Consider the following 16,888-nt stretch of genomic DNA (forward strand, 5'->3'; position numbering starts at 1 on the left):
CCGTGGCGCTGACCATCGCGACGGCCGCGATCGCCACCGCGATCAGCCCGGTCCGCTGCGTCCGCCACCAGCTCATGGGATCCGCAGTTCGGGGTCATCGAGCTCGAGACTCGGCGTGCGAGGAAGGTCGTCCAGTTCGACCGCGATCGCGATCACGTCGTCGAGCTCGGCGGTGAAGTACGAGGAGATGAGACGCAGGTCCGCCTGCCCCGATGTCAGATCCGGTGGCAGCTCGAAGGCCAGCGTCCCGACCGTGTCGATGCCGAGTCGCAGCGGGGTCGACGTCAGCGTCGCGTCGGGTCGCTCGCTGGCCTGGAACACGCGATCGTCGATCGTCAGCGTCGCGAGCTGGATGGCGGCATCCACCTCCGTGCGGGGCGCCGAGGCGATCACCGTCACGACGAGCCAGTTCCCCTCCGCGCTCCAGTCGCCACCGGACACCGCCACCTTGTCCGCGAACGTCGCGTCCGTCGCTGCCGCGATCAGAGTGCGGGATGCGACGGGGTCGCCGAAGGCACCACGCACGACGGTCGGACCGATGACGTCGTCATCGCTCGGGGTGACGGCGGTCAGCACGCCGGCCGCGACCACCAGCGCAGCGCCGACCAGCCAGGGGGTCGCGCGTCTCATCGTGTCTCCTGGGCGGTGACCGAGATGCGTGCGCTGAGGGCGGCGGGGCGCCACGTGACCGCTCGTGAGGAGAGGATCACCGCTCCACGCTGGATCTGCACCTCGTGCACGTCGAGCGCGACAGAACCGTCGAGGAACGCGTCCTCGGGTATGGTCCAGGCGAAGGTCACCTGGCTGGGGACGCCCGGCTGCAGGATGACCTGGCCGGATGACCCGTCCGCTCGCCAGACCGCCACCGAGTCACTCGCGGGGACGCCTGCGAGGTCGAGAAGCGGACGGCCGGTGTTGACGAACCCGGTGCTTATGCGGTCGACGGTGGTGCCGACTCCGATCGGAGCATCCGAGAGATTCTCCATGCGCGTGCTCATCACGAGCAGCTTCTCGCCGGGCTCCGCCTCGAGATACTCCGACTCGACCTCGGTGACGAACTCGGCGTCGAGCACGGTGATCGCGTACTGCGAGGTGCGCACCTCCTCATCCGCGCCGCGCAGCGTCGGCGAAGCCTCTGCACGGGTGAACCCGCCCATCGCCGCGACGACGATGGCCACGGCGGCGACCGCGATTGCGGCGAACCAGATCCATCGGGGCAGCTCGGCGATCCCGCGCGTCCACCGGGAGACAGCGTGCCGCACGACCTGCGCGGGCGCCGGGCGCGAGGCCGCAGGCGTGGCGCCACCGTGATCCCCCGTCATGCTCACGGGGCCAGCATATCGATGTGCATTGCTGAGGCGACGGTCAGCGATCGCAGGTCTCGAACACGTACCCGTCGTCTGACGGCGTGACGAGGTCGCGGTCTCGCAGCACCATCGACGAGGGGGCGTCGTCGTCGGCGCACATCTCGTCGAACGACCGCGGCAGCTCGTCGGAGTACTCGATGTCGATCACGGCGTCTCCGTAGACGTCGGTGAACGCCCCGCACTCGTCGAAGACGCTGCACTCCTCGACGACGGCGAAGTCGAATCCTGCGTGCTCGCGCAGCACCGGTGCGTCTTCGGCGGCGTTCTTCTGCCCGGCCGCGAGTCCGGAGTCGTGGGCGACGTCGACCAGCAGCGCCGCGAGGGCGAGGTTGTCGTCGAGAGTGAGCGCGTCGTCCGAGCGGGTGTACGAGTCGAGGTTGTCGAACTCGACCGCGTCGAATCCCGACTCGGCGCACCCCTCGATCCACGGTCCGGCGATCTCGGCGATGCGCTCGCGGCGCTCGTCCGTCGACGTGTCGAGCAGAGCCTCATCGGGCCAATCGGGGTCGAACACCGGCTCGCCGTCGCTTTGCAGCACGAGGTCGTCGGGCCAGGTGTCGAGCTCGCCCGGCTGGGTCTGGAATCCGTTCACATAGCAGACCGAGTACAGCCCGTCGGCGGGCACATCCGAGCGGTCCCGGCCGACGATGCCGACTCCGTCGGCGGGGTCGTAGCCGCCGCCGAGCTGATAGTCGGGGGTCGCTCCCGCGGGGGGAAGGGCGAACTGCGCCGGAGGGTCGGAGATGGTCGTGACGCACCCTGTGAGCGTGAGGACCAGCACGGCGATGGCGGCGACCTCGACCGTGGCGCGCCTCAGCTGCCGGCCCCGTACAGTGCGGCGATCTCTTTCGAACCCATCCCTTGAGAATACGTCTCATGCTGGGGCCAGCCGGCGGGGGAGTCCTCCCACTCCTCCTGTCGGCCGAAGGGCAGCAGATCGACGAGACCCTGCAGCTGGCTCATGCGCTCGGTGCCACGGCCGTTCGTGTGCCACGTGCGATAGACCGTGTCGCCGTCGCGGAGCAGCACGTTCACGCCGAAGCCCTCGTTCGGCCCGGCGTCCATGTCGGCACCGAAGGTGCTGTCGGCGCTCGAATACCAGGTCATGCGGTTGCCCACCCTGTCGCGGTAGGCCAGTGCCTCATCGATCGGTCCGTTCGTCACGATCACGAAGCGGGCGTCGTAGTAGCGCTCGAGGAAGTCGAGGCGGGTGAACTGCGACGTGAAGCCGGTGCAGCCGGGGCATTGCCACTCATTGCCGTCGGTCCACATGTGGTTGTAGACGATGAGCTGGCGGTGCTCGCCGAAGATCTCGGGCAGCCGCACCGGCCCGTCTTCGCCGACGAGCGTGTAGTCGGGCAGCTCGACCATCGGCAGTCGTCGTCGTTGTGCCGCGATCGCATCGAGTTCTCGCGTCGCCGCCTTCTCACGCACGCGCAGTGCGTCGAGCTCGCGACGCCACGTGTCAACGTCGACGACGGGCGGAAGGGGCGTCTGGGGCGTGCTCACGGTGGACCTCCGGGTGCTCGGTAGGACGATGCCCCCAGTGTGCGCCCGACCACCGACATCGTCAACCGATCGGCGAGGGTGCCCCGTCGACGGCCGGAGCCTCGGCCTCCTCGGCCGGATTGCGGCGGATGCCGATCCACGACACCACACCGCCGAGCACGAGCAGCGCGGCGGTGACCCAGGCCGCGTTGTGGAAGCCCGCGAGATCGAGCGTGCCGCCGATGATGGTCGACAGCATCGCGACGACGAGCAGCCCGGCGACGCGGGAGACCGCGTTGTTGACCGCGGAGGCGATGCCCGAGCGGGATTCGTCGATGGCGCCGAGGATCGCCGAGGTGAGCGGAGCCACGGTGAGCGAGAGCCCGAGGCCGAGCACGATCATCGCCGGCAATACCTGCCACCAGTAGTCGAAGTCCTCGCGGACGAGCAGCAGCATCAGCGCGCCGACCGCCATGATGAGCGGACCGACGGTCATGAAGATGCGGGGCCCGAAACGACCGGCCCAGGATCCGGCGCGCGAGCTGACGAGGATCATCAGGATCGTCATCGGCAGGCTCGCGAGGCCGGCCGCCGTGGCACTGAGACCTGCGCCCTGCTGCAGGTAGACGCCGACGACGAAGCCGTTGAGCGACAGTGCGGCGTAGACGAAGAGGGTGGCGAGGTTGCCCCAGGCGAAGTCGCGCACCCGGAACAGCGACAGCGGCATCAGCGGGGAGGCCGAGCGCTGCTGGCGCACCAGGAACCAGGCGAACAGCGCCGCTCCGGCGATGCCGGGCATCCAGATCGCGGGGGACTGCCACCCGAGGTTCGGCTGCTCGATCAGCGCGAAGACCACAGCGCCCAGACCGATCGCGCACAGCGCCCCGCTGAGCCAGTCGACCCGCACACCGCTGGGGTGCTCCTTCAGCTTCAGGCGCGAGAGCAGCACGAGCGTGACGGCGATCGGCACCACGTTGATGAGGAAGACGAATCTCCACGAGAGGAAGTCGACGAAGAGCCCGCCCAGCAGGGGGCCGACCAGCTGTGCCGCCGTCGTGAACGCGGTCCAGACGCCGATCGCCCGCGACTGCACGTCGGCGCGCATCGTCGCCGTGATCAGCGCGAGCGAGCTGGGCACGAGCAGCGCACCCGCGGCGCCCTGCGCCGCGCGCGCGATGATCAGGATGAGGGGATCGGGTGCGGCGGCCACCGCGACGGATGCCACGCCGAAGGCGATCAGGCCGATGCGCATGACGAGCACCCGGCCGTAGGCGTCCGACAGCGACCCCGCGAGCAGGATCAGCGCGCTGAGGGTGATGAGGTACGCGTCGACCACCCACTGCTGAGTGGTGATGCCGCCGCCGAGCTCTCGGCTGATCGCGGGCAGGGCGACGGTCACCACGGTGCCGTCGAGGAAGGTCACGAAGGACGCGAGGACGGCGACGGATATCACGAGCCGCTGCAGCGGCGCGAAGCGAGAGGATGCCACACGGCGACACTACTGCCGCCGGGAGACCTCCGGGGCGGTCAGCGGGTCGCGGTGCTCGTCCGATACAGCTCGCGGAGTCCGGCGGCGCCGTCATCCGCGTAGGCGCGGTGCTGGCGCTGGGCGCCGGTGCCCTCGGATCGGAGGCGGGCGAGGCCGTCGACCACGAAATCGTCGTCGCCGAGCTGGGCGAGCGCCGGGCGCAGCCGTTCGAGCAGCCGGTCGGCGATCGTCCAGGCCGGTTCGATCGATCCGTCCACCGGGTCGACGAGGCGAGCATCCGTGCCGTATCTGGCCGCGGTCCACAGCGAGGCGTCGATCGCGTCGAGGCTCAGACCGTGACAGTCGTCGAGGGCGTCGCTCACCAGCAGCGCGCGAGTCAGGGCCACGGCGAGCAGCGTGTCGTCGACCGTCAGCTGCGCATCGAAGACGCGCACCTCGACGGTGGGGAACCTCTCGGACAGGCGGACGGTCCATGACAGCGAGCTGGCTTCGGCGATGGCCCCCATCGAGACCAGCTGATCGACGTGCGAGCGGTAGTCGCTCAGATCGTGGAAGAGAGGAGGACTCCACGAGGCAGGAAGTCGACGGATCAGGATGCTGCGCCAACTCGCGTAGCCCGAATCCCGCCCGTGCGCGAACGGCGCATTGCCGGTGATGGCGAGCAGCGGAGGCAACCAGGCCCGCACGCGGTTGACCACGCGGACGCGCTCCTCCTCGTCGGGCACCTCGACGTGGATGTGCAGGCCGTTGACCTCGTGCTCGCGCGTGATCTCGACGAGCTGGGCGGACACCGCGTCGTAGTGGGGCGACGACGAGACCACGAGGCGGTTCGGCGAGATGAAGGGGGTGCCGGAGGCGGCCACGATCGATCCCTGCTTCGCAGCGACCTCGCCGAGAATCCCTCTCGTGCGACGCAGCTGCCCCTCGGCATCCCCTCGCGTGAGGCACGGCTCGGTCGCCGACTCGAGCTGGCAGGTCAGATACTCAGGAGTGAGACCGGAGCCCGCCGCGTCGAGGATGCGCTCGCGCGTCTCAGGACTCATGGCCGACGGCACGAGTGTCTGCTCGTCGAGGAGGACGAACTCCTCCTCGACACCGAACCGGGCCACAGACGCGGACCTAATGATCGCGCAGCGCCGAGATGAGCTCGGCCTTGCGCTTGCCGCTGTAACCGGTGAGGCCGATCTCCTTGGCGCGTGTGCGCAGTTCGTCGACGGTCCAGTCCTCGTAGTCGCCGTGCTCGCCGCCTCGGCGCCCGACCGTGCTGCGGCCGTCTCTGGCTGCGGCGTTCGAGATCCTGGCGGCCTTCTCCTTCGAGGCGCCGTCATCGCGGAGCTCTTCGTACAGCTCCGGATCCTTCAGTGAGTTGTTCCTGCGTCCTGGCATGTCGTCTGCTCCTCTCGCACGGCGGGAAGCCCCGCGTCAAGGCCCTCCGGTGACAGGCCCCGGGGGTCTAGGTTGAGTGACCGATGGGCGCACTCCCCCGCGCCCCCAAGAAGGGAAAGACCGATGAACATCCTGCTGATCATCATCATCGTGGTCGCCATCATCCTGGCGATCACCGGCGGGCTCGTGCAGTCCCTGCAGTTCCTCCTGTGGGTCGGCCTGGTGCTGCTGGCCATCGCGGTCATCGCCTGGTTGATCCGAGCGATCTCCGGCAGCCGCACCCGCTGATTCACGCAGTGAGGCCCGCTTCGGCGGGCCTCACTCCGTTTCAGGGGATCAGTCCCGGGAAGCGTCCCGCAGGCCGTCGCCGACGTTGTGTGCGGCGTCCTTGACGTTCTCTCCGGCCTGCTTGACCGAAGCCTTCGTCTGGTCGGCGCGACCCTCGGCTTCGAGGCGCTCGTTGTCGGTCGCCTTTCCGACGCCCTCCTTGATCTTTCCGCCGGCCTTCTCGGCTGCGTTCTTGATGTCGTCTGCTCCACTCATGGCGCGATTCCTTTCATCAGTCGATCAATGGATGTCCACCGTCGCACGGACCGAGAATCCTGCACACGGGATTGACAACCGCGGTCGGGCGTGACAGCGCCACCTCCCCGTCGACGCGGACGTCGGCGACGACTAGCCTGGCCCCAGGCGGGTGGTCCTGCCCGCTCTCACCTCGGCTGCGGTCGACGAAGGAAGCGGTAGAACATGGACTCGATGATGATGGGCGCCATGCGCTCGAACATGATGTCGATGCCCGACATGGCGACCATGGACATGTCGGTCATGCAGGCCTGCATGGACGCGTGCTCGGCCTGCGAGCAGGCCTGCACGGTGTGCTCGACGCAGATGATGGACTGCTCGCCGGCATGCATGAACTGCGCGGACATGTGCAACACCATGATGCGGTCGATGATGCGGATGCAGGGCATGACCCCTGCGTCGATGATGGCGATGCTCGACGCCTGCATCGCGATGTGTCAGACGTGCATGGACGAGTGCATGGCGCACGCCGACCACAGCGAGGTGTGCAAGATGTGCGCTCAGACCTGCAAGGACTGCATGGACGCGTGCATGGCCGTCAAGGACATGATGATGGCGGCCGCCTGAGCGGCAGCGAGGCGCACGGCGCCCTCAGGAGAGCGCGACGTTGAACTGCGTGCGACCGACGGCCAGCACGCCGTAGCGCACGTGCAGCGCGATCGGCGTGCCCGCAGGAGCCTCGAGCGCTGCGCCGCCGCTGTTCCACAGTGCGTGAGTCGCCCCGTCGAGGGTGCGCACGCTCAGCTCGCCGGTCGCCGCGTCGGCGTGCTCGACGATCGCGTCGGCCCATTCGGTCGGGGTCGCCGATGCGATGCGCGCCTGGATCAGGTGCAGCGCGTGACCCGCCTCGAACGAGGAGCATGCGAAGCCGTGGCGGCACATGCACGCAGAACGCTCACGCACCGAGAGGGGCGAAAGGCGGTTCAGCGGCGTGGACACGGTGGTCTCCTTCATGAGCGGACGTTCCGGCAAGAGTAGGTCGGCCGTGGCGGCGAGGAAACCCGAGCCGACATGCTCCGAAACAAACGGGCGTAGACTCTCGGGGTGCTGTTGTCGAAGAGCGCTCTCCGGATTCCGGATCGAGCGCGGAATGGAGCCGTGGGCGCGTTCAGCGCCACGGACAGAGGCTGACGATCGGCCGGAGGCGGAACATCCCGTCCCCGGAACCACGTCGTACCCGGCATCCGTGCGGATGCCGTCCTCCATTCCTCTTCCGCCGCCCTCTGCGGCCCACACGAAAGCACCGACCCATGCGTCCCATCGACGAGCGCACCCTGCGCGCCTCCTTCATCAACGCCTCCCGCAAGGAGGTCTCCGATCTCACCCTGCCCGCCGGCTTCGCCGACCTCGACGTCGAGAAGCTCGACTACCTCGGCTGGGTCGATCCCAAGCTCCCTCGACGTTCCTATGTCGTCGCCTGGGTCGATGACGTCCTCACCGGCGTGATCCTGCAGCGCGCCGAGCAGCGCGTCACGGCCAGAGCCCAGTGTTCCTGGTGCGAGGACGTCACCCTGCGCAACGACGTGCAGCTGTACGTCGCCCGCAAGGCGGGTCCGGCCGGCCGCAAGGGCGACAGCATCGGCACTCTCGTCTGCGCGGAGTTCGGATGCTCCCAGAACGTGCGCGTGCTGCCGCCGCTCGCGTACGAGGGCTACGACCGCGAGCTCGCCCGCGAGATGCGCATCCTGAAGCTCCAGGAGCACGTGAGCGCGTTCATCGCGGGTGTGAAGGGCTGACGCCTCACACGATCTCGAGCCGGGCGACCGTCTCCTCCTCGTCACAGGCGCCGCCGACCCACAGGCGTATGGCTCCTGCTTCGACCCGCTTGACGCCGTCGAGCCCGGTGAAGGCCAGTCGGTCGATGGGCACGTCGAACTCGACGATCTGCTCGGCGCCGGGCGCGAGCGCGATCCGCCGGAAGTCCAGCAGCTGGGCGACCGGACGGGTCACGCTCGCGACCTCGTCGTGCGCGTAGAGCTGCACGACGTCCGTGGCAGCGATCTCGCCGGTGTTGCGCACGCGCACCGTCGCCCGGAAGTTCTCCCCCGAGGTGACCGATGCGGGTGCGGTGAGCTGATCGTGGGCGAAGGTCGTGTAGCTGAGACCGAAGCCGAAGGGCCGCACGGGCGTCGAGTCGGCGCTCGTGACATCCGTGAGCCCGCCCAGCACGGGGTGCAGATACGAGTACGGCTGCGCTCCCGCCGAACGCGGCAGCGATACCGGCAGCCGACCCGACGGAGCGACGCGACCGCTCAGCACCCGCGCGATCGCGGGGCCGCCCTCCTCGCCGGGGAAGAACGTCTGCAGCACAGCCGCGGGGATGCCCGCGGCTGCCTCGTTCGCCACGGCCGAGCCGTCGACTGCTCCGAGGCCGGTCATGGTCCCGGCGGCGCCCGCACGGGTCGGCAGCGCCCAGTCGAGGACGTACGGACGTCCGGTCATCGCGATGAGGATCACAGGAGTGCCGGTCGCGACGACGGCCTCGACCAGCTCGCGCTGGACGCCGGGGAGCTCGAGGTCCTCGACGTCGTTGCCCTCGCCCACGGTGCCTCGTCCGAAGAGGCCGGCGCGATCGCCCACCACGACGACGGCGACGTCGGCAGCGGAGGCGGCGTCGACCGCGGCGGGGATGCCGGAGCGATCGGAGCCCTCGACATCGCATCCGATCGCCGAGACGATCTCGGCGGCGGGGAACTCGTCGCGCAGCGAGCCGGCGACCGTCGGCAGATCGATGCCTGCGGGGGTGTCGGGGTGATGCGCGAGCACATGGTTGACGAACGAGTAACACCCCATCAGCGCTTCGGCGCTGTCGGCGTTCGGCCCGATCACGGCGATCCTGGCGGTGGTCGAGGGCGCGAGCGGCAGGGATCCGTCGTTGCTCAGCAGCACGATCGACTCCTCGGCGAGACGGCGCGCGAGCGCACGGTGCTCTGCCGGATCCAGGTCGATCGCGGTCGGAGGGGTGTCGAAGTCGGCATCCAGCAGCCCGAGCTCCTCCTTCTGCGCGAGCACCCGGCCCACGGCCCTGTCGAGGATCTCGACCGGGAGCCGACCGTCCCGCACCTGATCGGCGAGCGTGACGAAGGCGTCGGGCGAGGGCAGCTCGACATCGATTCCCGCTGTGAGCGCGAGCCTGGCGGCGTCCGCTGAGTCCGCGGCTGCGCGGTGCATGCTGTAGAGGAAGTCGACCGCGAAGTAGTCCGACACGACGACTCCGTCGAACCCCCAGCGATCGCGCAGGATTCCGGTCAGGTAGTGCGCGTCTGCCGTGACGGGAACGCCGTCGATGTCGACGTAGGAGTTCATCACGCTGCGGGCGCCGCCCTCGTGGATCGCCATCTCGAACGGCGGGAGCAGCACGTCCTCGATCTCTCGCACGCCCGCGCTCACGGGCGCGTGATTGCGTCCGGCCTTCGAGGCTGAGTATCCGATGAAGTGCTTCAGGGTCGCGTGCACGCCCTCGGACTGGAGGCCGCGGACATACGCCGTGCCCACCCGGCCGACGACCAGCGGGTCCTCGGCGATGCACTCGTCGACCCGGCCCCAACGGGGGTCGCGGATGACGTCGAGCACGGGAGCGAGGCCCTGATGGATCCCGAGTGCGCGCATCGATGATCCGACCGCTCGGCCCACCTCCTCGACGAGCTCGGGGTCGAACGCGGCGCCCCAGGCGAGCGGCGTCGGGAAGGTCGCTGCCTTCCAGGCGGCGAGACCGGTCAGGCACTCCTCATGCACGATGGCGGGGATGCCGAGTCTGGTCTGCTGCTTCAGGCGGCGCTGCTCGGCCCACAGCCACTCGGCGCGTTCCACAGGGTCGACCGGACGCGTGCCGTACACCCGGGTGAGGTGACCGATCCCGTGCTCCGAGGCGTCCTCGTAGCGGGTCGAGCTCTTCCTCTCGCCCGACATCGGCGCGACGACCTCGACGCCCTGGTCCACCCAGAAGCCGACGAGCTGCGCCTGCTTCTCCTCGAGGGTCATCCGCGCGAGGAGCTCCTCGACGCGGGGCGAGCGCGGCGCGGCGCCTGCGTACTGCGACATCTTGTTCTCTTTCTCGTTCTCGTTCTCGTCGACGTGCGGGGTCGCGACGGCGACCGTGTCAGCCCTTGACAGCACCGGTCAGCCCTCCCACGATCCGCCGTTCGAACAGGCTGAAGAAGATCAGCGCAGGGATCATCGACAGGGAGGTGAATGCCAGCACTTTCGCGGTGTCGACCGAGTACTGCGAGGCGAACGACTGCACGCCGAGCGGCAAGGTGAACGCCGAGGCGTCGTTGAGGATGAACAGCGGCAGCAGATAGCCGTTCCAGCTGCCGATGAACGCCAGGATGCCGGTCGTGATCACTCCCGGCAGGGAGAGCGGCAGCACCATCCGCCAGAAGAACCCGATGCGGCTGCATCCGTCGATGAACGCGGCCTCCTCGATCTCATCGGGGATCGCCCGGAGGAACGGCACGAGGATGATGATGGTCGTCGGCAGGGCGAAGGCGATCTGCGGCAGGATCACTCCGCCGAGCGAGTTCATCAGCCCGAGACTGCGCACCACGATGTACAGCGGCGTGATCGCCACGGTCAGCGGGAACATCAGGCCCGCGGCGAAGAAGGCGTAGAGCACGCCGCGACCGGCGAACCGGTATCGAGCGAGCACGTATGCCGCCATCAGCGCGAGAGCGACGGTGCCCACGGTGGTCGCGAGGGCGACGATCGTCGAGTTGCCCACGAGCCGCCAGAACACGTCGCCGGTGAGGACGTCGAGGTAGTTCGACACCACCCAGGGAGACGGGAACCCCGACGGGTCGGTCGTGATCTGCGCGTTCGTGCGGAACCCGCCGGTGATGATGTATGCGATGGGCGCGAGCATCAGTCCGACGGCGATCAGCGCGACGAAGTACACGGTCGGATGCGCCCACGGGAGCTTCGGCGTGGCGGTTCGACCCGGGCGTCCGAGACGTGCGGGTCGCTGGGTGACGAGCACCGAGGTGGCGGTCATCGGACGTACTCCTTCTGTGTGGTGGCGTCTGCACCGGAGTCGGCGTCTGCGTCTGCGACGGCATCCTGCGGGACGGCATCCTGCGACGCGCGCGACCGGGAGCCGCGCTTGCGACCCGAGGCACCCGTGAGGGCGCCGTCGGTGTCCTTGCGCAGCACCGCACGCTGATAGATGAGAGCGACCACGAGCGAGATGAGGAACAGGACGACCGCGACCGCGTTGCCGTAGCCGTAGTTGCCGGCGTTGCGGCCTTCGGAGACCATGTAGGTCGCCATGGTCGACGTGCCCGCGGTGGAAGCGATGTACTGGCCCCAGATGATGTAGACGAGGTCGAACAGCTGCAGTGAGCCGATGATCGACAGGAACGCCCAGATGCGCAGAGTCGGCGCCAGGAGCGGCAGAGTGATGCGCCACTGGATCTGCCAGTAGGACGCGCCGTCGATCGCCGCCGCCTCGTGCAGCTCCTCCGGGATGCCCTGGAGGCCTGCGAGGAACAGGATGACCGCGAAGCCGATGTACTTCCACGTGATGATGGCCATCAGCGTCCAGATCGCGATGCCGGGATCCGACAGCCAGTCGGTGGCGAGGAACCCGAGGCCCATGTTCGTCAGCATCGCGTTGATCGCGCCGTTGGTCTGCAGCATCAGGCTCCACCCCGTGCCCACGACGACCTCGGAGATCACGTACGGGACGAAGATCAGCACGCGGATCAGCGACTGGCCGCGCATCTTGCGGTTGAGCAGCAGCGCCAGCACGATGGCGATCGGGCCCTGGAGCACGAGGGAGAACACCAGGATGAACCCGTTGTGCGCGAGCGCGTCGTGGAACAGCGGGTCCTGGAGGATCGTGAGGTAGTTCTTCAGTCCGACGAAGTCGGTGGGAGGGCCGTAGCCCTGCCAGCTGAAGAACCCGTAGTACGCCGCCATCAGCACCGGGAAGATGACGAAGGCGAGGAACACGAGCAGGGCGGGCCCGGCCAGAAGGATCACTTCCAGCCGGGCACGCATGTCACGCTTTCGCTGCGGCATCCTGCACAGCCTTGACGAGGTCTTCCGCGCTGCTGTTGCCGGCGAGCAGGTCGACCACGGCGACGTTCAGCGCGTTGCCCACGTTCTGGCCGTAGACGGTGTCGAGCCACTGCGTCGCGTAGGGGGCAGCGTTGTACGCCTCGAGGATCGTCTGCAGGTAGGGCTCGGTGACGGCCTCCTGAGCGACCGTGTTGACGGGCGGGGCGTTGAACGCCTTGTAGTACGCGGTCTGCACGTCCGAGGTGCCGATGTAGTTCAGGAAGTCGACGCAGGCGTCCGGTGCATCCACCGAGCACGAGTAGCCGTCGACGCCACCCATCATGGAGCCGGGTTCGCCGTCTCCGCCCTCGACCTCGGGGAACGGGAACCAGCTGAGGTCGGCCAGCGGCTTCTGATCAGGGGTGAGCGAGCCGATGACGCCGGGGTTCCAGGCGCCCATGAGCTCCATGGCGGCCTGGTGGTTCGCGATGAGGCCGGCCGAGCTGCCCGCGCCCTGCTGTGCGGGAGTCGTCAGGAATCCGGAGTTGAAGGGCTCAGTCTCGGCGAACGCCTGCAGGTCCTCACCGGCACGCACCCAGCAGTCGTCGCTGAAGTCCATCTCGTCCGCCGCGGCGGCCAGGGTGTCCGAGCTGCATTCGCGCAGCGCCAGCCAGTAGTACCAGTGCGCGGCGGGCCAGGCGTCCTTGGCGCCGAGTGCGATCGGGTCGATCCCCTCCGCCTTCAGCGCCTCGGTGGCGACCTCGAGCTCCTCGAGGGTCGTCGGGTTCTCGGTGATGCCGGCCTGGTCGAAGAGGTCCTGGCTGTAGAAGAGGCCGCCGGGCAACACGGCGACGGGCATGGCGTAGATCTTGCCGTCAAGGCTGTTCGCCGAGTACGACGCATCGGGGATCTCGTCGGCGGCCGGGCCGTCGATGGCGTCGGTGAGGTCCTTGAGCTGGCCGGCCTTGACCATCGCCGCCATCTTGCCGCCACCGCGCTGCAGGAAGATGTCGGGGGCGTCGCCCGAGTTGAGGGCGGTCTGCAGCTTGCCGTCGAGATCCTCGTTCTGAATCGACTGGATGTCGATCGTGACGCCCGGGTTGTCCTTCTCGAAATCCGCGACGGTCTGTTCCCAGAACTCCACTCCGGGGCCCGTCGTCGAGTTGTGCCACAGGGTCATGCTGGTGTCGCCGCCGTCACCGGAGCCGGACGAGTCCGCGGTGCAGCCCGAGAGCGCGAGCGCTCCGACGGCCAGGACCGTGACTGCGGAGGCGAGGGGGAGCCTTCTGCTGTTCATGTGATCGTTCTCCTCATCGAGTTGCGCGCCGCGTCACTGCGGGGCGCCTGCGGACACTCTGGTGAGACCGCAGTGGCATGAGTCTCCGGCGGACGCGCTCGATCGTCAAACGTTTTCGAAAACAGTTTCCATCGCGATCGGCGGGAGACTACGCTGGCGTCTCATGGGGGCACGCACGACGATCCATGATGTCGCGAAAGCGGCGGGAGTGTCCGTGTCGACCGTCTCGAAGGCGGTGAACGGCCGGTACGGGATCGCGGATGCCACGGTGCAGCGCGTACTCGACGCGGTGAAGGAGCTCGGCTACGAGTCGAGCCTCGTGGCGAGCAGCATGCGCGCGCGGCGCACCGGTGTGATCGGCGTGCTGCTGGCGGACTTCGAACCCTTCAGCGCCGAGATCCTGAAGGGCGTCGGCTCGGCCGTGCACGACACCTCCTTCGATCTGCTCGCGTACAGCGGCTCCCACCTCGGCGCGGGCGACGGATGGGAACGCCGATCCCTGAGCAGGCTCTCCGGCACGCTGATCGACGCCGCGATCATGGTCACGCCCACGGTCGTCAGCGCCGGCACCGAGATCCCCGTCGTCGCGATCGACCCGCACACGGGCCGGGCCGACCTGCCCACGGTCGAGTCGGACAGCTTCGGAGGCGCGCTCGTCGCGACCAGACACCTCATCGAACTGGGCCACCGCCGCATCGGCTTCCTCGCCGGTCGCCCCGACCTGCGCTCGGCCGGGCTGCGCGACGCCGGGTATCGCAGGGCTCTATCGGACGCGGGGATCCCCCTCGATCCGTCGCTCATCGGTGTCGGTCGCTACGAGCTCGACGCGACCAGGGAATCCGCCCGCATCATGCTGAGCGGCGACTCGCGTCCCACGGCGATCTTCGCCGCCAACGACCTCTCCGCGATCGCGGTCATCGATGTCGCCCACGAGCTCGGTCTGCGGGTGCCCGACGATCTGTCGGTGATCGGATTCGACGACGTGCCGGAGGCCACCAGAAGGGCGCTGCCGCTCACCACCATCCAGCAGCCGATGCGGCGACTCGGCGCGGTCGCGGCTGACATGGTGTTCACGCTGCTCGCGGGGCAGGAGGTCGACGAGATGCACGTGATCCTGCCGACGCGGCTGGTGGTGCGGGCTACGACCGCCCCGCCGCGGTGAGCTCGGCGCCGGTCGCGGAGCTTCCGGCCGCGGAGTGTCGCGTGACGTCGCGCACACGCCGCCACGCGGCATCCGACAGCTCTGTCGACAGCCTCTGGAACTCGGCGACGCTGCGCCGACCGGGCCACTCGGCCGGCAGCATCGACGGCGGCAGCCCCGGATCGACGTAGGGCAGCACTCGCCAGCGGTCGAGCAGCTGCACATACGCGGCGAACGGCGCGGTGGGCAGCGCCGCGAGCGAGGCCTGGAACGCGAGGTGCTCGGCGCGCAGCGACTCGAGGTCCCACCAGTCGGCGGCGGCCTCGGGCAGTGTGCGGGCCGTCGTCGGCGTGCCGGCCTGGAACAGGGTCACCCACTCGCTCGCTTCGAGGTCGTCGACGATCTCCTGCACCTCGCCCTGCAGATGCCCCGGACAGATCCAGAGCGCAGGAGAGACGACACCCGCCCCGATCCACTGCAGGCGACGGCGAAGCTGGTGCCGGGTGGCTCGCGCGCTCTCGGGCATCGAGAACGAGATGAGGCACCAGCTGTCGGCATCCGTCATCTCGCGCATCTCGAAGATGCGCCGATCGCCGCGCTCGAGCATCGTCGCGGCATCCGGATTCAGCAGATACCCGGCCGCGTGCCTGCGCTCGGCGAGCAGCAGTCCCTTCTGCTTGAGACGGGTGACGCCGGTGCGCGCCTGCGCCGTGGGGATCCCGAGATCGCCGGCGAGGGCGACCAGGTCGGCCGTCGAGATCCAGCCGCCGAGAGGTCGCAGATACAGCCCGACCAGAGTGCGCAAGAGGGAGGCGGTGCTGCCGGGGCGCGCATCGATGTCATCGAGCACGGGGCCTGTGGTCGCCTCTGCGCGGTCAGCGGTCATGCGACTCCAGTGCGTCGCGCACGGCGAGGACGCCGGTGAGCGTCTCGACATACGACGTGCTGAGAGGGGAGAGCCCCAGACGGATGCCGTCGGGGAAGCGGAAGTCGGGGATGATGCCGTCGGCCCACAGTCGCTGCGTCACCGCGCGGAAGTCGGGGTGGCCGATGGTCACGTGGCTTCCGCGCTGTGCGGCGTCGCGGGTGCTGAGCAGGCGCACGCCGAGAGGCGCGAGCACCTCGTCGTGGGCGCGGACCGCGAAATCGGTGAGCGAGAGCGACTTCTCACGGATCGCCTCGACCGACGCCTGCTCGATGAGGTCGAGCATGCCCTGCATCGCGAGCATCGAGGTGATCGGGGGAGTGCCGCTGAGCAGCTGACGGATGTCGCCGGCCGGCTCGTACTGCGGACCCATCGCGAAGATGTCGGCGGCGCTCCACCACCCCTGGATCGGCTGGCGCAGCACGCCCTGATGCTCGCGCCGCAGGTAGGCGAACGCGGGGGAGCCAGGGCCGCCGTTGAGGTACTTGTAGGTGCACCCGACGGCCATGTCGACGCCCCAGTCGTCGAGCTGCATGGGGATCACGCCGGCCGAGTGGCACAGATCCCACATCATCAGCGCGCCGACCTCGTGCACCGCGGTGGTGATCGCCGGCATATCGGCGAGGGCGCCGGAGCGGTAGTCGACGTGGCTCAGCGACACGAGCGCCGTCTTCGCAGAGATCGCAGCGACCACATCGGCCATCTGCACCCCGAGCACCGGATCGGGCTCGATCCACCGCACCGTCATGCCGGTCTCGGCGGCGACGCCCTCGGCCATGAATCGGTCGGTCGGGAAGTTGCCCGCCTCGATGACGAGCTCGGTGCGCGAGGGGTCGGCGGTGGCGGCCGCGCGCATCAGCTTGTAGATCAGCACGCTGGTCGAGTCGGCGACCACGGTCTGACCCGCGGCGGCGCCGAGGGTGACACGTCCGATGCGATCGCCGAGCTCCATCGGAAGGGCCATCCACTGCTCGTCCCACGAGCGGATCAGGCGGGTGCCCCAGTCGTCGCGCACGAATGCGGCGAGCTTCTCGGGGGTGTCCTTCAGGGGCCGGCCGAGCGAGTTGCCGTCGAGGTAGGCGCCGACGCCGGGCGCTTCGGCGAAGGCGGAGAGGTGCGAGTGCAGCGGATCGGCCGCGTCGAGAGCCTGCGCGAGGTCGAGGAGGGTGCTGTCGGCGGTCGGAGCGGCGGTCGTGGTCTCGGGTGAGTCGGTCAT

At 68.9% G+C, this 16,888-nt stretch carries 20 protein-coding genes; 4 read left to right on the plus strand and 16 right to left on the minus strand.

Annotation, left to right across the window (positions count from 1 at the left end):
* Window positions 1–72: 72 nt before the first annotated feature.
* The 7 genes from AB0P11_RS07565 to AB0P11_RS07595 all read right to left on the minus strand — a co-directional run bounded on the left by AB0P11_RS07565 (window position 73) and on the right by AB0P11_RS07595 (window position 5,730).
* Complete coding sequence (locus AB0P11_RS07565; RefSeq protein ID WP_056279570.1) at window positions 73–630, minus strand: hypothetical protein; 558 nt, start codon at window positions 628–630, stop codon at window positions 73–75.
* The gene (locus AB0P11_RS07570; protein ID WP_363520983.1) at window positions 627–1,328 is read right to left on the minus strand and encodes a hypothetical protein; all 702 of its coding nucleotides are present in this window, start codon (window positions 1,326–1,328) and stop codon (window positions 627–629) included. Before AB0P11_RS07570 ends, AB0P11_RS07565 begins: the two co-directional genes overlap by 4 nt.
* 37 nt (window positions 1,329–1,365) lie before the next feature.
* Window positions 1,366–2,145, minus strand: coding sequence for an endo alpha-1,4 polygalactosaminidase (locus AB0P11_RS07575; RefSeq protein WP_320490743.1), 780 nt, complete (start codon window positions 2,143–2,145; stop codon window positions 1,366–1,368).
* Between the two features lie 35 nt (window positions 2,146–2,180).
* Window positions 2,181–2,876 (minus strand): DUF899 family protein, encoded by a 696-nt coding sequence (locus AB0P11_RS07580; RefSeq protein WP_072591748.1) that lies wholly within the window; start codon window positions 2,874–2,876, stop codon window positions 2,181–2,183.
* Between the two features lie 61 nt (window positions 2,877–2,937).
* Window positions 2,938–4,344, minus strand: a complete 1,407-nt coding sequence (locus AB0P11_RS07585; protein ID WP_053097614.1) for an MFS transporter — start codon at window positions 4,342–4,344, stop codon at window positions 2,938–2,940.
* A gap of 38 nt (window positions 4,345–4,382) precedes the next feature.
* Window positions 4,383–5,453 (minus strand): YbdK family carboxylate-amine ligase, encoded by a 1,071-nt coding sequence (locus AB0P11_RS07590; protein ID WP_363520987.1) that lies wholly within the window; start codon window positions 5,451–5,453, stop codon window positions 4,383–4,385.
* 10 nt (window positions 5,454–5,463) lie between these two features.
* The gene (locus tag AB0P11_RS07595) at window positions 5,464–5,730 is read right to left on the minus strand and encodes a Rho termination factor N-terminal domain-containing protein (protein ID WP_056279581.1); all 267 of its coding nucleotides are present in this window, start codon (window positions 5,728–5,730) and stop codon (window positions 5,464–5,466) included.
* A gap of 123 nt (window positions 5,731–5,853) precedes the next feature.
* Here AB0P11_RS07595 and AB0P11_RS07600 point away from each other — a divergent pair, with 123 nt between their 5' ends.
* Window positions 5,854–6,018: a hypothetical protein gene (locus AB0P11_RS07600; RefSeq protein WP_167347464.1), complete on the plus strand. Its 165-nt coding sequence runs from the start codon at window positions 5,854–5,856 to the stop codon at window positions 6,016–6,018.
* A 48-nt stretch (window positions 6,019–6,066) separates the two neighbouring features.
* On the opposite strand, the gene AB0P11_RS07605 is transcribed toward AB0P11_RS07600, so the two are convergent.
* Window positions 6,067–6,273 (minus strand): CsbD family protein, encoded by a 207-nt coding sequence (locus AB0P11_RS07605; RefSeq protein ID WP_187250259.1) that lies wholly within the window; start codon window positions 6,271–6,273, stop codon window positions 6,067–6,069.
* Between the two features lie 167 nt (window positions 6,274–6,440).
* Window positions 6,441–6,701: a hypothetical protein gene (locus tag AB0P11_RS07610; RefSeq protein WP_363520992.1), complete on the minus strand. Its 261-nt coding sequence runs from the start codon at window positions 6,699–6,701 to the stop codon at window positions 6,441–6,443.
* Between AB0P11_RS07610 and AB0P11_RS07615 the strand changes: the two genes are divergently transcribed.
* The gene (locus AB0P11_RS07615; protein ID WP_261987848.1) at window positions 6,700–6,879 is read left to right on the plus strand and encodes a hypothetical protein; all 180 of its coding nucleotides are present in this window, start codon (window positions 6,700–6,702) and stop codon (window positions 6,877–6,879) included. The genes AB0P11_RS07610 and AB0P11_RS07615 overlap by 2 nt on opposite strands.
* A 24-nt stretch (window positions 6,880–6,903) precedes the next feature.
* Here AB0P11_RS07615 and AB0P11_RS07620 read toward each other — a convergent pair whose 3' ends face one another.
* Window positions 6,904–7,251: a hypothetical protein gene (locus AB0P11_RS07620; RefSeq protein ID WP_363520995.1), complete on the minus strand. Its 348-nt coding sequence runs from the start codon at window positions 7,249–7,251 to the stop codon at window positions 6,904–6,906.
* 311 nt (window positions 7,252–7,562) lie between these two features.
* Here AB0P11_RS07620 and AB0P11_RS07625 point away from each other — a divergent pair, with 311 nt between their 5' ends.
* On the plus strand, window positions 7,563–8,048 hold the full coding sequence (locus tag AB0P11_RS07625; protein WP_053097609.1) for an FBP domain-containing protein: 486 nt from the start codon (window positions 7,563–7,565) through the stop codon (window positions 8,046–8,048).
* A 4-nt stretch (window positions 8,049–8,052) separates the two neighbouring features.
* Here the strand turns inward: AB0P11_RS07625 and AB0P11_RS07630 are convergent, their stop codons facing one another.
* The 4 genes from AB0P11_RS07630 to AB0P11_RS07645 are packed head-to-tail and all read right to left on the minus strand — an operon-like array spanning window position 8,053 to window position 13,606.
* A complete protein-coding gene (locus tag AB0P11_RS07630; protein ID WP_363521768.1) occupies window positions 8,053–10,353 on the minus strand; it encodes a glycoside hydrolase family 3 N-terminal domain-containing protein in 2,301 nt (766 codons plus the stop codon).
* Between the two features lie 58 nt (window positions 10,354–10,411).
* A complete protein-coding gene (locus AB0P11_RS07635; protein ID WP_056279587.1) occupies window positions 10,412–11,302 on the minus strand; it encodes a carbohydrate ABC transporter permease in 891 nt (296 codons plus the stop codon).
* Window positions 11,299–12,330 (minus strand): sugar ABC transporter permease, encoded by a 1,032-nt coding sequence (locus AB0P11_RS07640; protein ID WP_082297874.1) that lies wholly within the window; start codon window positions 12,328–12,330, stop codon window positions 11,299–11,301. The genes AB0P11_RS07635 and AB0P11_RS07640 overlap by 4 nt, the downstream gene beginning before the upstream one ends.
* Entirely contained in the window at window positions 12,311–13,606 is a 1,296-nt protein-coding gene (locus AB0P11_RS07645; RefSeq protein ID WP_187250262.1) for an extracellular solute-binding protein, read from the minus strand. The genes AB0P11_RS07640 and AB0P11_RS07645 overlap by 20 nt, the downstream gene beginning before the upstream one ends.
* 163 nt (window positions 13,607–13,769) lie before the next feature.
* On the opposite strand from AB0P11_RS07645, the gene AB0P11_RS07650 reads away from it, so the two are divergent.
* Entirely contained in the window at window positions 13,770–14,768 is a 999-nt protein-coding gene (locus AB0P11_RS07650) for a LacI family DNA-binding transcriptional regulator (protein WP_053097606.1), read from the plus strand.
* Here AB0P11_RS07650 and AB0P11_RS07655 read toward each other — a convergent pair.
* Both AB0P11_RS07655 and AB0P11_RS07660 read right to left on the minus strand, forming a co-directional pair.
* Window positions 14,746–15,633 carry a PaaX family transcriptional regulator C-terminal domain-containing protein gene (locus AB0P11_RS07655; RefSeq protein ID WP_363521001.1) on the minus strand — a complete coding sequence of 296 codons (888 nt, stop codon included), beginning with the start codon at window positions 15,631–15,633 and terminating at the stop codon, window positions 14,746–14,748. The genes AB0P11_RS07650 and AB0P11_RS07655 overlap by 23 nt on opposite strands.
* The gene (locus tag AB0P11_RS07660; protein WP_072591740.1) at window positions 15,623–16,888 is read right to left on the minus strand and encodes an aminotransferase class V-fold PLP-dependent enzyme; all 1,266 of its coding nucleotides are present in this window, start codon (window positions 16,886–16,888) and stop codon (window positions 15,623–15,625) included. The genes AB0P11_RS07655 and AB0P11_RS07660 overlap by 11 nt, the downstream gene beginning before the upstream one ends.

This window comes from Microbacterium sp. NPDC079176 (genome assembly GCF_040686675.1).
In the GTDB taxonomy this organism is placed as follows: Bacteria; Actinomycetota; Actinomycetes; order Actinomycetales; family Microbacteriaceae; genus Microbacterium.